General features: G+C 59.8%; 11 protein-coding genes and 1 pseudogene. 8 read left to right on the forward strand and 4 right to left on the reverse strand.

Annotation, left to right across the window (positions count from 1 at the left end):
* Nucleotide 1 precedes the first annotated feature (1 nt).
* Nucleotides 2–1,033, reverse strand: coding sequence for a TRAP transporter substrate-binding protein (locus tag ACFZAI_RS25445; RefSeq protein ID WP_391569540.1), 1,032 nt, complete (start codon nt 1,031–1,033; stop codon nt 2–4).
* Between the two features lie 175 nt (nt 1,034–1,208).
* Between ACFZAI_RS25445 and ACFZAI_RS25450 the strand changes: the two genes are divergently transcribed.
* The gene (locus ACFZAI_RS25450) at nt 1,209–2,060 is read left to right on the forward strand and encodes an IclR family transcriptional regulator (protein WP_391569541.1); all 852 of its coding nucleotides are present in this window, start codon (nt 1,209–1,211) and stop codon (nt 2,058–2,060) included.
* On the opposite strand, the gene ACFZAI_RS25455 is transcribed toward ACFZAI_RS25450, so the two are convergent.
* Nucleotides 2,053–2,874, reverse strand: a complete 822-nt coding sequence (locus ACFZAI_RS25455) for an IclR family transcriptional regulator (protein WP_391569542.1) — start codon at nt 2,872–2,874, stop codon at nt 2,053–2,055. The genes ACFZAI_RS25450 and ACFZAI_RS25455 overlap by 8 nt on opposite strands.
* A gap of 130 nt (nt 2,875–3,004) precedes the next feature.
* Between ACFZAI_RS25455 and ACFZAI_RS25460 the strand changes: the two genes are divergently transcribed.
* The 6 genes from ACFZAI_RS25460 (at nt 3,005) to pcaG (ending at nt 7,857) form a co-directional block, all read left to right on the forward strand.
* Nucleotides 3,005–4,012: a TRAP transporter substrate-binding protein gene (locus ACFZAI_RS25460; protein WP_391569544.1), complete on the forward strand. Its 1,008-nt coding sequence runs from the start codon at nt 3,005–3,007 to the stop codon at nt 4,010–4,012.
* Between the two features lie 19 nt (nt 4,013–4,031).
* The gene (locus ACFZAI_RS25465; protein WP_054427825.1) at nt 4,032–4,475 is read left to right on the forward strand and encodes a type II 3-dehydroquinate dehydratase; all 444 of its coding nucleotides are present in this window, start codon (nt 4,032–4,034) and stop codon (nt 4,473–4,475) included.
* Nucleotides 4,476–4,515: 40 nt separating this feature from the next.
* Nucleotides 4,516–5,091, forward strand: a complete 576-nt coding sequence (locus tag ACFZAI_RS25470) for a TRAP transporter small permease (protein WP_391569545.1) — start codon at nt 4,516–4,518, stop codon at nt 5,089–5,091.
* The gene (locus tag ACFZAI_RS25475) at nt 5,088–6,368 is read left to right on the forward strand and encodes a TRAP transporter large permease subunit (protein WP_391569546.1); all 1,281 of its coding nucleotides are present in this window, start codon (nt 5,088–5,090) and stop codon (nt 6,366–6,368) included. Before ACFZAI_RS25470 ends, ACFZAI_RS25475 begins: the two co-directional genes overlap by 4 nt.
* A gap of 205 nt (nt 6,369–6,573) precedes the next feature.
* Nucleotides 6,574–7,275 carry a protocatechuate 3,4-dioxygenase subunit beta gene (pcaH, locus tag ACFZAI_RS25480; protein WP_391569547.1) on the forward strand — a complete coding sequence of 234 codons (702 nt, stop codon included), beginning with the start codon at nt 6,574–6,576 and terminating at the stop codon, nt 7,273–7,275.
* Nucleotides 7,276–7,278: 3 nt separating this feature from the next.
* Nucleotides 7,279–7,857 carry a protocatechuate 3,4-dioxygenase subunit alpha gene (pcaG, locus tag ACFZAI_RS25485; protein ID WP_391569548.1) on the forward strand — a complete coding sequence of 193 codons (579 nt, stop codon included), beginning with the start codon at nt 7,279–7,281 and terminating at the stop codon, nt 7,855–7,857.
* Between the two features lie 3,862 nt (nt 7,858–11,719).
* Here pcaG and ACFZAI_RS25490 read toward each other — a convergent pair.
* Nucleotides 11,720–11,830, reverse strand: a complete 111-nt coding sequence (locus tag ACFZAI_RS25490; protein WP_391569721.1) for a hypothetical protein — start codon at nt 11,828–11,830, stop codon at nt 11,720–11,722.
* Nucleotides 11,831–12,514: 684 nt separating this feature from the next.
* Here ACFZAI_RS25490 and ACFZAI_RS25495 point away from each other — a divergent pair.
* Nucleotides 12,515–13,003, forward strand: a complete 489-nt coding sequence (locus tag ACFZAI_RS25495) for a hypothetical protein (protein ID WP_391569549.1) — start codon at nt 12,515–12,517, stop codon at nt 13,001–13,003.
* Nucleotides 13,004–13,423: 420 nt separating this feature from the next.
* On the opposite strand, the pseudogene ACFZAI_RS25500 reads toward ACFZAI_RS25495, so the two are convergent.
* Nucleotides 13,424–13,680 (reverse strand): annotated as a pseudogene (locus tag ACFZAI_RS25500) (ATP-binding protein); the annotation flags it as partial.
* Nucleotides 13,681–13,711: the final 31 nt, after the last annotated feature.

Consider the following 13,711-nt stretch of genomic DNA (forward strand, 5'->3'; position numbering starts at 1 on the left):
ATCAGCGCTTGGCCCGCAGCGTGGACAGTTCGGTGGCCGTCTGTTGCATGACCTCCGGGCCGATTTCTGCCGCGAACTTATCGACCACGGGTTTCACCGCGTTGCGCAACTGGGTGACCTGATCCGGCGTCAAGCCATTGACCTGCATCAGCTTCTTCAAATCGTCGATAGCCACGGCTTCCTTGGCTTGCGAGATCTTGCGTTGCTGCGCCTTGGCTTCGGCGGCCGCATCCAGAATGATCTGGCGCTCGGCTTGCGTCATACCGTCCCACGTTTTCTTGCTCATCAAGAAAGGCATGCCGGTGTAGATATGGCGCGTGAGCGACAGGTACTTCTGCACCTCGGCGAACTTCGCGGACTGGATGACGCCCACGGGATTGTCCTGCCCATCTATCGCCTTGGATTCCAGCGCGCCATAGACTTCGCCAAAGGTCATCGGGACCGGATTTGACCCCAAGGTCTTGAACATGTCGATATAAACCGGCGCGGCAATGACGCGAATTTTCAGGCCCTGAAAATCCTGCACCGTTGAGATGGGCCGCTTGCTGTTGGTCATGTTGCGAAAGCCCAGGTCCCAGATGCCCAGGCCGATCAGACCGTGATCCGACAGCCCGCCCAAGAGGCGCTGGCCGACCGGCCCATCGGACACCGCATACGCCTCCTGCGCATCGTTGAACAGGAACGGCAGGTCGAACACCATGAAGCGCTTGTCGATGCCGGCCAATAAGCCCGTCGCCATCGACGTGAAATCCAGCGTGCCGCCGCGCACCGCTGACAGGTTCTGCGGGTCGCCGCCCAACACGGCGTTGGCGTAGATCGACACCTTCATCTTGCCGCCGCTTTTCTCGGCGACAAGATCGGCGAATTTCTGCGCGCCCTGGCCTAGCGGATGATCTTGCGCCAGGCTGAAGGCGAACTTCAAGGTGCGCGTCTTGACGTCCTGCGCGGCCGCCGTGGCCATCAGCGCCAGGCTCGCCAAGAGCGATGCGGCTGCCGTTGCAGCAACGCGAACAGGCGATTGCTTCGTCTTCATCTCCAACCCCTTATTCCATTTGGTGGTGGCAAGTGGTCCGCATCCATCGACCGCCGCAGCAGACCTTATCGTTGAATATTTCGCTGCGAGCATAGGGCATAATTTTGAATGCCGTTCAAAATTTGAGTGAATTCAAAATTTGAATAACTGGCCGGACGATCTTCAGGAGAAGGCGATGAGCGGGGCAATTGAAAAGACGCTGGCGCTGCTGGAATACCTGGCGAACCACCCTGACGGCGTGGCGCTTGCCAACATCGCCGACGACTTGAATCAGCTGCGCAGCGGATGCCATCGCACGCTGCACGAACTGATGAAATACGGCTATGTGCGACAGACGCCCGTGCGCGGCGAATACGCGCTGACCACCAAACTGGCTTCCATGGGCCTGAGCTTTCTAAGCCGCTCGGGCGTGGTTGACATCGCGCAACCCGTCATCGACCGGTTCGCCCTGGCCACCGGTGAACTGGTGCGACTGGCCATTGTTGACGGCAAGCGGCTGACCTTGGTGGCCAAGGCTCAGGGCGCAAAATCGGGCCTGCTCTACGACCCCGACATGGGCATTGATCTGCGTCTGTCTTGCAGCGCCGCGGGCCACGCCTGGCTGATGACCTTGCCCGAGGATCAAGCCATTGCCTACGTTACCGAGCAAGGGCTGGGCAAGCCGCGCGACTTCGGGCCGAATGCGCCCACCTCGATACGCGCGCTGCTGGCCAGCCTGGACGGCCACCGCCGGCGCGGGTACAGCATCCTGCAAGACGTATACGCCGCGGGCATGAGCGCGATGGCCGCGCCCGTGCGCCGCCCGGGCCACGCAAGCACCGGCATCCTGGTGGTGGCCGGCCCCTCGCAGCGCCTGACGGTGAAGGCGATGGAGAAATTCGGCCCCGCCTTGCTGCGCGCCGCCAGCGAGCTCGCGCAAGCCGGAGACGCGTCACCGTTACTGCGTTCCGCCCGCGTAGGCACGTGGGGCAATGGCCCGGCAGAGGATGGCGACGCGAGCGGCCAGCCCGCGTCATCACTCACTTGACGGTATCGTCGCCCGCATTGCGGCCCTGCATCGGAAAGCGCGTGCGGAACATGGGCGAGGCCAGGCTGGCCAGCGCCAGCTCGTTGGCCGCGGCCAGCAAGTCCGGACCCAGCTCCAGCATGCGCGCTTCGGTCAAACGCAACGCAGGCCCGGCAATACTCAGCACGCCGATGGCGTCTTCGCCCTTGCGCTGCACCGGCGCGGCCATGGCGGTCATGCCCGGCGCGAACACTTCATTGATCATTGCGTAGCCGCGCTTGCGGCCCGCGTGCAGCATCTTGGTCAGGGCCGTGATGGTCGTCGGCGCATTGGGACCATATTCCTCGGGCGTGCCAAAGCCCTGCCGCGAAACCAGATCCAATGCGCGCTCATCAGACATCGTCAGCATCCATGCGTGCCCGGATGCACTACACGACAGCCGCGCGTCGGACCCCATCTCGGGGTCATAACGCAAACCGTGGCGCGCGCCCTGCGCCTTGGCCACCCAGGTCAGCCGTTCGTTGTCGACGATGGCCAGGCGCACCAGTTCGCCTGAAATCTCCGCCAGACGATCCACCAGCGGCTGCGCGATATCAACAATGCCAGTGGCGGCCAGATAGCTCAGGCCAATCGACGCCACGCGAGCCGTCAGCGCGTAGTCGCCATGGTCACGCATCTGCCGCACGTAGCCGCAACGGCACAGGTCCGTCAACAGCCGGTGCGCGGCGCTTTGCGGAATCTCCAGCTGTTGGGCCAGGGACGCAAGCGGAACACCTTCCGGCCTGGAAGAAAGGTGCTCCATGACGGCGAGGGCGCGTTCGAGAATTCCGGCCATGACATCTCAACAAGTAGTGGGGTGATGGATGATAACCCTAGGTGGAAAACTATTCCACTCGGAATTACATTCCACTACCGAGTCTTGCAAGACATCGAGAACATTCCAAAAAAACCGGAAGGAGACAACCATGAAGACCAGCATTTTCCGCTTGGCTTTGGTAGGCGCCCTGTGCTCGGCCGCCATGACGGCCACCGCGCAGGACATCCAGGAACGCACGATCCGCTTCGGCCACCTGAACAACACCGACCACCCCGTCAGCGCGGGCGTGCAGAAGTTTGCCGAGCTGGTCTCCGCCAAGAGCGGCGGCAAGATGAAGGTCAAGGAATTCCCGGCGTCGCAGCTGGGCAATGAAATGCAGCAGCAGTCGGGCTTGCAAGGCGGCGTGCAGGAAATGTCGGCGCCCGCATCGACGTCGCTGGCCGGCATCGTCAAGGAATTCGGCCTGATCGACCTGCCCTTCTCGGTCACCGACTTCGGTCAGGCGGACGCGCTGCTGGACGGCCCGCTGGGCAAGGCGCTGATCGCCAAGCTGCCCGAGAAAGGCCTGGTTGCACTCGGCTTCTGGGACTTGGGCTTTCGCAACGTCACCAACTCCAAGCACGCCATCACCAAGCCGGAAGACCTGGCGGGCCTGAAGATTCGCGTCATTCCCAACCCGGTGTTCCTGGATACGTTCAAGGCGTTCAAGGCCAACCCGGTGCCCATGCCGTTCGCGGAACTGTACGGCGCGCTGGAATCGAAAGCGGTGGACGGCCAGGAAAATCCGTACTCGGTGATCCTGTCGAACAAGTTCTACGAAGTGCAGAAGTACGTCAGCGCGACCAACCATGTGTACGCCGCGAACATCGTGCTGGTCAGCAAGAAATTCTGGGACAAGCTCTCGCCCGCCGAGCAGCGCATCATGAACGAAGCCGCGGATGAAGCGCGCGGCTACCAGCGCAAGGTCAGCCGCGACGCCGCGCAGAAGGCGGTGGCCGAATTGCAGGCCAAGGGCATCCAATACAACACCATCGAACCGGCCGAAAAGGTCCGCATGCAGCAGGTGGTCAAACCCGTCATCGAGCACTTCACGGGCAGCTACGACCCCGCCATCGTCAAGCTCTACAACGACGAACTCGCACGCATCCGCAAGTAAACGCACCGGCGTATCCATCATGAAGATTCTTGTTCTGCACGGCCCGAACCTCAACCTGTTCGGCCGCCGCGAGCCGCACATCTATGGCACCACCACGTTGGCGGAAATCAACCAGCGGCTAGCCGCGCTGGCGGGCGAACTGGGCGTTGAGCTTGCCACGGTGCAATCCAACCACGAAGGCGCATTGATCGATTTTCTGCACGAGAACATCGACACCGCGCAAGGCGCGCTGGTGAACCCCGCCGGGCTGACCCAGCACGGTGTGCCGCTGCACGACGCGATCAAGGCCATGCCTTTCCCGACGCTGGAAGTGCATATGTCGAACATCGCGGCGCGCGAAGCGTGGCGTGCGCATTCGATCATCTCGCCTGCCGTGCGCGGCACCGTGCAAGGGCTGGGGCCGCACTCCTACCTGACGGCGCTGCGCGGGCTGGTCGATATCGTCCGGGAAGCGCAAGCATGACGCGGCCCCGCCTTCATCCGATTCTTCAAGGGGCCGCGCCATGGTCTACATAGACAGATTCATTGGAGGGATCTGCCGCGTGCTGGAACTGGCCATCGCGCTGCTGCTGGCGGCGATGGTGGTGCTGGTGTTCGGCAACGTGGTCGCGCGCTATGGCTTCAATTCGGGCATCACGCTGTCGGAAGAAATCTCGCGCTGGATGTTCATCTGGCTGACTTTCCTGGGTGCCGTCATCGCGCTCAAGGAACGCGGGCACCTGGGCATGGACATGGTGGTGGCCAAGCTGCCCACGGCGGGCAAGAAAATATGCCTGGTCGTGGGGCAGGTCATCATGCTGTACATCGTGGGCCTGATGTTCAAGGGCAGCTGGGAACAGGCCGTGATCAACGCGGATGTCAGCGCGCCGGTCAGCGGCTTGCCGATGGCGATCGTCTACGCGTCGGGCTTGGTGTTCTCGGCCCTGGCCGGGCTGATCATTGCGCTGGACCTCTACCGCGTGCTCTCCGGCAAGCTGCATGAGCAGGACCTGATCATGGTGCAGGAGTCTGAAGAAGCCGTGCAGCTCAAGCAGATTCTTGACGACGCCCAACACGGCGCACCAGGGAGAAGCGCATGACCATCGCCGTCTTCATTGGATCGCTGCTGGGGGTGATGGCGCTGGGCGTGCCGATCGCGTTTGCGCTGTTGGCAAGCGGCGTCGCGCTGATGTGGCACCTGGACATTTTCGATTCACAGATCCTGGCGCAGAACGTGATTGGCGGCGCCGACAGTTTTCCGCTGCTGGCCGTGCCGTTCTTCATGCTGGCCGGCGAAATCATGAACGTCGGCGGCCTGTCGCGCCGCATCGTGGACCTGGCGTTGGCGCTGGTGGGCCACGTCAAAGGCGGCCTGGGCTACGTGACCATCATGGCGGGCTGCCTGCTGTCTGCCCTGTCCGGTTCCGCCGTCGCGGACGCCGCCGCCCTCACCGCCTTGCTGCTGCCGATGATGGTCGCGGCCGGCCACAAGAAATCGACGGCGGGCGGGCTGATTGCGGCCACCGGCGTGATCGGCCCGGTGATTCCGCCCAGCATCGGCCTGGTCATTTTTGGCGTGGCGGCCAATGTGTCCATCTCGAAGCTGTTCATGGCGGCCATCGTGCCCGGCCTGATGATCGGCGGCGCCTTGTGGCTGACGTGGGCGTGGCTCGTTCGACGCGAAAAAGTCGTACCGCCTCCGCGCAAATCCGTGCAGGACATCGCCATCGCCTTCCGCAAAGCGTTGTGGGCGCTGATGCTGCCGGTCATCATCCTGGTGGGCCTGCGCATGGGGGTGTTCACGCCGACGGAAGCCGCCGTGGTGGCCGCCGCCTACGCCTTGTTCGTGTCCACCGTGGTCTACCGCGAGCTGAAACTCAGCCAGCTGTACGCCGTGTTTGTGTCGGCGGCCAAGACCAGCGCCATCGTCATGTTCCTGATTGCCGCGGCGATGGTCAGCGCATGGCTCATCACCGTAGCCGACCTGCCCGCCAAAGTGGTGGAGATGTTGCAGCCGTTCATGGGCAACAAAATCCTGCTGATGGCCGCCATCATGGTGCTGGTCATGGTTGTGGGCACCGCCATGGACATGACGCCCACCATCCTGATCCTGACACCCGTGCTGATGCCGCTGGTGCGCGCGGCCGGCATTGACCCGGTGTACTTCGGCGTGCTGTTCATCATCAACAACTCGATCGGCCTGGTCACGCCCCCCGTCGGCACCGTCCTGAACGTGGTGGCGGGCGTGGGGAAAATGAAGATGGACGACGTCACGCGCGGCGTGGTGCCGTTCATGGTGGCGGAATTTTTGATCATGTTCCTGATGGTGGCCTTCCCGGCGCTGGTGATCGTTCCCGCACGCTGGTTCGGCGGCTGACGCGCGGCGCGGTCGCCGGTTCGGCTGTTCGCCGGTTCGCTGGTTCGCTGGTTCGCTGGTTCGCCGGTTCGCCTGTTCGCCTGTTCGTCGGTTCGTTCGTACGCCTGTTTGCCTGTTCGTCCATTCGTCCGTTCGTCCGTTCGCCTATTCGCGCCGCCGGGGCCAGTGATCTGCCCCGGCGGCGCTTCCCAGGAGATTCGCTGCAATGTCTCAACTTGCTCAATACCGGCGCCCGTTCTGGGATACCCAGCCGGGATACCGCTTCGACCCCTATGGTTCCACGCAACTGCGTTCGCCCAATGAACCGCTGATCGTCGTGCCGCAAACCCTGTCGGAAATCACCGGCCCCGCGTTCGGCGGCGCGTTCGTCAAACAGGGCGATAACGATCTGACGCGCATCGCCAGTGCGGAAGCCATCGGTGAACGCATCATTGTGTCTGGCCGCGTGCTGGACGAGAACGGCCGGCCCGTGCCCGATGCGCTGATCGAAATCTGGCAGGCCAACGCGGCCGGACGATACCTGCACAAACGCGACCAGCACGACGCGCCGCTGGACCCGAACTTCAGCGGCGAAGGCCGCACCGTCACCGACGCGCACGGCCGCTATCAATTCAAAACGATCAAGCCGGGCGCGTATCCCTGGGGCAACCACTACAACGGATGGCGTCCGCAACACATCCATTTTTCCTTGTTCGGCCGCGCCTACGCCACACGTCTCGTCACGCAGATGTACTTTCCGGGCGACCCGCTGCTGGAGTTCGACCCCATCTTCCAATGCGTCCCGGACGTCAAGGCGCGCAACCGCCTCGTCGCCACGCTCGACTGGGAAACCACCGTGCCCGAATACGCGCTGGGCTACCGCTTCGACATCGTGCTGCGCGGCCGCAACGCCACCCCCATGGAGTAACGCATGCTCTACCCCACCACCTCGCAAACCGTTGGCCCGTACCTGCATATCGGCCTGTCCGGCCTGAACTGTGCGGACCTGACCGCCGGCCTGCCCGACCCGGGCGCCCCCAAGGTCGTGATTGAAGGCCGCGTCATCGATGGGCAAGGCAACCCTGTCCCCGACGGCATGATCGAAATCTGGCAGGCCGATGCGCAGGGCGTGTACCGGCATCCCGATGATCCGGGCTATGCAGGTAAGGATGATGCGCGTTCGGCGTTTACCGGCTTTGGCCGTTTGCCCACGGAAGCCGACGGCTCGTTTCGCTTCACCACGATCAAACCCGGTCGCGTTGCTGGCCCGGGTGGCTCATTGCAAGCGCCGCATTTGGTCGTGTCGTTGTTCATGCGCGGGTTGCTGAAGCATTTGTCGACGCGGATGTATTTTCCGGACGAGGCGCAGGCGAATGAGAACGACTGGATACTGCAACAGGTGCCTGCGGCCCGGCGTGCGACGTTGGTCGCGCAGCAGACGGATAACGGCGGGCTGAGGTGGGAGGTTGTGCTTCAGGGGAAGGAAGAGACGGTGTTTTTTGATATTTGATTGGAGGGGTATTTACCGAGTCTAGATGACCGTCGCGATCCTCGAATGGGTAAAACGGGCTCGCTCAGTCTATATCCTAGTGGCCACACTAATTTCCATTTTCTGAACGGTGGAGGCCTGCATCACGAAAAAGCTACAGACGAAAAAATACAACATCGCGGAACGGCATCGTGCGGCCGAAGAGGTGGCGCTTTATCTGGATGCATGGATCGAAGAGAGTAAAGGTGATGCCGCGTTTATTGCAAAAGCGCTGGGAGATATTGCGCCTGCCCAGGGTAGACGAAGATTGCCAAAGAGACAGGAATGTTCCGCGAGAGCCTGTACAAAGCCCTCTCAGGCGACAGATTCAGCAACCATACTCAAACCCATGGGAGCCCTTGGCATTGCGCTACACGCAGCAGTCGCCAAACCGGCGAACTCCAATGTGGCTGCGTGTGGCAACATTGCGCTGCCGGCATAACAATTCGGAGTTTTGATTCTGGCGCTGCTGGAGGGGCTAGAACCCCCGACCCCGGGCTTAGAATGCCCGTCCGAAGCTCTCATAAAGCATTGAGATAAAGGAATGTTTGATTTTCAGCGCTGGAACCATTTGGCGATCCGCGCTAAGAGTTATCCGGCTCTCCAGCCATCTGTTCTGACCCTTTGCCCCACTTCACGCCAATGCCCCCAAAGCTCGGCAGGAGCTAGATCTGTACCGCCTGGCACTGCGAAACCGCTGCCTAGGTGTGCAGGCCCCGTACTGCTGCGGTGACCCCGGCTAGCGTATCGCCCCTGTCTACCCTGACAAGGGGTCGGCTAGTGGGTGCGTAGATCGGGATCGGACGACGAGATCAAGCTATCGAAGGGACGGGGGCCGCAGGTGGACTCGTCTTCGCTCTCGGCCCAGCCCCATCTCTCTGACCAACCATGCGACGGGAGTCGACTGCGGGAAAGTTTCGGGGCGAGCTACCTGTGATAGATTCGACGCGCTTCGTTTAACCTATCCGCCCCAAATCCGGGGAAAACTCAAGAATTCAATGCGCAAAATCTTCTTTGGGTCGCTGCTCCTGGTTGTGCTCATCGGCGCATATGCGATGGCTACGGGCGGGATTCTCTCGAGCTTCGGTCCGATACTACTTCTCGCTTTTGTTTGCTTTTGGGTGGCACTGCTCCCGCCCCAGGACGCGCCACAGCTAGAGCAGGCAGTCGTTCCCGCTTTGGCGGCCTTCTTGTTTGGGTTGGCATTCTGGTCGGCAGCTCCCTCGATCTCCACGTACCCTGCTGTGACCCTGACCGTTACGGGCGAGAAAAACGCTGCAGCGCTAGGCACGGAGGTCTGGGTAGTAGGTGTCGGATCAGCCTCTGGTTCCGTGAGCGTCGCCGGTTTGGACGGCTGGGCCCAACGGGGCGCTGCCGTTGTCGGCTTTGAAGGAACCGAAAAGACGATTCAAATTCCACAAGGTTGGCCTTACGCGGGAATTATCCGCTTTGGCACGAGCCCATATTCCGGAGTTGTGGAAATCTCGGTCAACGGCAAGAGGTCCAGAATCGATCTCTATTCTGCGGCAAGCAACAGCATGGATGTAACTTTGCCGGGTACTGTCGATACGGCCTTTTCCGCGCCGTTCCGAATTGCAGCTACCTTGCTGTTCTCTTGGGCTCTGTTCCTGCTAATCATGCGCGCGAGCCAACAACGGAAGACGAACTTCCGTTATTTTGTGACTTTCGCCGCCATGTTAACCGCGATAGTGGTGTGGCTAGGCACAGCAAAAATGTCAGCGCCAGGTGCTGTTGAATTGCTCTTCGTAAATTCGGAGATACCAACGCTAACAGAGCCGAGACAGACTACCGTGTATCTCGGAACTAGCTATGACTATGCTGATGGTCTGCCATTGCCGGTTAAGAATTATGCGACCCAGAAAGCACTTCTAGTCTCAAACTCCGCCACCAGTGTGACTTTGCAACCCAGCATTTCTCCCACCTCTGTATTGACTCAAGTGGATGCAGGGCGGAGGCAGGACAAAGGACTTGCGTGCAGCCGAGAAACGCCGCTGGTGGCGCAGTTCGACCCGCAGCAAAACGTTAGCGTCCGAATCATCAAAGGTGCCGGGAGTGAAGTTGCGCTTACCGCTCCCGAACTTCCCTCGACCACTGGTGCCGATGCCGCATCGAATCGCCGATTCCTAGTGTGCTGGCCCTACCGTGATGGGCTGCTTATCGCTTGGTCTAGTGCGTATGTGAAATATGGAGACGCGTGGTCTGCCCCAGTCGGTGCGGTCGAGCGTGTACGACTGGACGGGCCAGATCTCCATGCGGTTGCTCTGCGCTTATCCTCCAGCTCATCCCAGTTTTCTCAGTTGCAACCGCTCACAGCGGGAGAGTTTAACTATCCGCGCATACCGACTTCAATGACACATGCCGATCTGGCGAGAAGGTTATCGACAGCTCTAATCGCGGCATTGTGTGTACTTCTGTTGATTCCAATTCGAGAAGTATTCAAGTCCCTTCGTTTATTGGAATCTAATGGCCGCGGGGCTGCTGCACGCTGGGCCATGCTGACCGTCAGTGCCTGGATGACCTTCGCCATGGTTGTGGCGTGGCCCAGTTTCATCGGGCCGGACGCGTTTAGCCCTTTTAGTCTACATGGCGTGGGAGGCAAGGACCTGTGGTACGGAATAGGGTACCCACTGTTTGTGTCCGCCCTGATCAATCTGGGCGGCCCAGAACTGTCTCTTTTCCTGAAGGTGCTAGTGACGGGCATAGTTCTACTCTGGGCCTCTTTCCGAGCCCTGGAAGTCGGAGCCAAGGGGTTGGCAGTCTGCGGCTACTTGGTAGCCATGCTGGCTCTCACCGGCACTACGATGGTCGCTGCAACTGAGTTGCGAGATGCTGTCAATGGAGTAGCGCTTAGCAGCTTCGGAATCTATGTGTTCACCCTAATGACTACATACCGCACAGTGGCACAACCCATACGGCTACGGCACTGGGTCTTGCTGGCGATTTTGGGGGCATTGATAGTCTTGCTACGCATAGACAACATTGTCTTTCTAGGGCCGCTGTTGGCTGGGCTGGCGCTCGGACGACACTGGAGACGCACCTTGCCGGCATGCTTGGCGATAGTCGCAATTTGGATGAGCGCAACGCCGACTATAGTGAGATACGTAGTCGATAGGGGTGACCACGGCGAATTGGAAATGAGGCTATACAAACAGACCGCATATATCAATCCACTAGTGGGGATGCTGCGCGGCGATTCCCTTTCTCCGGACGAGAAAGCCCAGCTAGCTAAGACTTTAGACAAAGTGCTGAACGTGGACTTTGCCGTTGAACACTGGGCGCCGTCCGACATAATTTACTGGCACCAGAGCCATAAGGGGCCAGGGACACCGGAAGACATTTCTGCGTTACAGAAGGCGTTTGTCATGAACGCACTGCGACATCCTATAGAGTTCATCACCCTGCGGTCGGCCACATCCTTGAAGGCACTGGGCATGGACAACGCAGCCGCATGGCTGGCGAACAAACATATTCAGCGCACACTCCGACGTGTTCCGTATTATGACCATGTGGCCCGTCAGGATGCATACGGGAAAAGCATGGTGCTTCTCTCAGGTTACCGACCGCCCACACACCTCTTTCCGGAAGTGTCGAATGCAGTCTTATCCTGGTACTCGAATGTTGCCTTGGCGACGCCTCAGCTGCTGGCTGCCCTGGTACTTGTTTTCGGATTCCGGTTATTTCCGGTGACTTCGTTGCTCGCATTTGCAGTGGTGCTACGAGCGGCGCTATTCTGGCTGGCACAGCCCGCCTCAATCTTCATGTATTTGTCTGAGCTGCAAATCCTTGGAACGCTGTTGCCAATCCTGGGGTGGATAGAGTGGCGTCAGCGTTCGCTTACTCCATCATATGCCCGTTCGCGAGTTAGTCCTGCGATGCTGGAACGATCTGCAATCCCCGTAAGGTCTGTCGGTCGGTCGCTCACCCGGCCGAGCATGTAATAGAACAGATCACTCACATCGGTCCATGACGAGCTTCCGTTCCGGCGCCGCCTCAGCGTAACTCCTCACCCCAGCCAGGATGGCAACGTTGGACAGCGTGCTCATGGGGCGACCTCGGCTACAGCGCGCGCATAAATCGCCGGCTAGTCTGCGGATGCGGCTTTCCGGGGTGGCAGGGGCGCAGGTATTGCGCCCAAGCCGTTCCGAGATCTCCAAGCGCTGGCAAAGGCCTCGTATCTGTCCACAACCGCTGCCAGCGAATACCGCGGCGAGAACGTCATCGTTGCCCAGCGCTTCGTACACAGGATCCATAGTGAACGGCGCGCCGCGCGCCTTGCACACCGATTAGGCCCGCTCCTGCGCCGTCGCATGAAGCACTGCCCGTCACTCCCCCGCCCTTCTCAAACTGCCAGAAGCTCCGCGCCGGTCCGCCGTTCTGGGACGGTGTTGAAGTCAACTTTCCTGCAATCCAATGGCCAACAGGCGATGTGCGCGAATCTGACAAAGTTCTTTGGACGCATGAACCCCGCCGATCTGACCACACAGCATGGTTACCAATACCTAGAAGATCGGGCGGCCGCCGGAGCACCTTTGAAGTCAAACACGGAGCTCAGCCAACTTCGGTCATCTGCAACTATAGCGTTCGTCGGGGGCCTATTCCGGCGAACCCGTTCACCAGCATGATGACGAATCGCTTCACCACTTGGGCGGAGTTAGTTTCCCGACGCCAAGTCCTACGGTTCTATCCCTGGTCGGTAAAGCAGCGCCAAAATTGCCGTGTCATGGGCTGTGCCGCGATGTTCACGTATCTCACCGAGTTTTGCCCGTCAGAAAATCGTCCATTCCTAAAAACCGGTTTGACGAGCTACGGCGATATCATCTTTTCGACCAAGCGAAAGAAAGGGCTGTTTGAGGTACTGAAGATTGGGGAATGGTCGACGCGCCTTCGGGACCGAGCAAAAACTGGCAGTAAGTATCTTTTCGCACCGAAAAAGGCGCTCAGAGGCACACGCTCGGACGGGAGCGAATCCAGCTGGAAAGGCGCTCAATTGGCCTGGATTCTGACGTTCGATCAGGTGAAAGAGAAGATTATTGCGGCCCACCCCCTGTACTTCACCCCTCCCGGATATTCGTCCAGCAGCTATTACCAAGAAGATCGCGAATCGTGACCGAGACGCATACGATTTCGCTGCTGACGCTGACCCGTCAACAACCCACAAACACTACGACAGGCGCCCAGTGAAAGGGGCTACGCAACCGAATAAAATTCTAAGGCAATCATTTTTATTCTGATGATTAACTCGCTATAGATTTTCAAAGGACCCGTAAATCCTAATATTTAATAGCTATTCTGGCGCGACTGGAGGGGCTCGAGCAGTTATATTAGAAGTTGGAATACTAAACAATACGCCATGGCAAGTAGGTCTTTGAAAAGTATGTCTTTTCTCTGCGTTCCTAATCTGCAATCAGATGCATACTACGAACGCAACCTTCCGGCCTCGCCTTTTCCTTTGGCCACGGATAAGCCGGGAACGGAAAATGCACTGCGCCAAACCGCGCAGCTTTGTCATCGCCCGCATCGAGCGGTCGTACCCAAGTTCGTCGAGAATAACGATGCGCGAGTGCATGAGCCGGTGGGCGAGGTGTCCGGCCTTGCCGAACTGCTTTTCGAGCTCCAAGATGTTTACCAGCTCGATCATGGAGAAGAAGCGATCGCGCCGCAGTGCAGTCGCCAAACGAAGGCTTCGTCGAGCTCGCCCCATCCGAAGCCAAAGCCTTGTAAGGCTCGATATGCTGGGAACTTGGCCGCCTTCATCTGATAGGCATTAGAACGCACTTCCCGCTCGACCCAGCCGCACCAAAGGGGTTCCCCTTGG

The sequence above is a fragment of the Achromobacter sp. NPDC008082 genome, assembly GCF_042957345.1.
GTDB classification, from domain to species: domain Bacteria; phylum Pseudomonadota; class Gammaproteobacteria; order Burkholderiales; family Burkholderiaceae_B; genus Achromobacter; species Achromobacter kerstersii_A.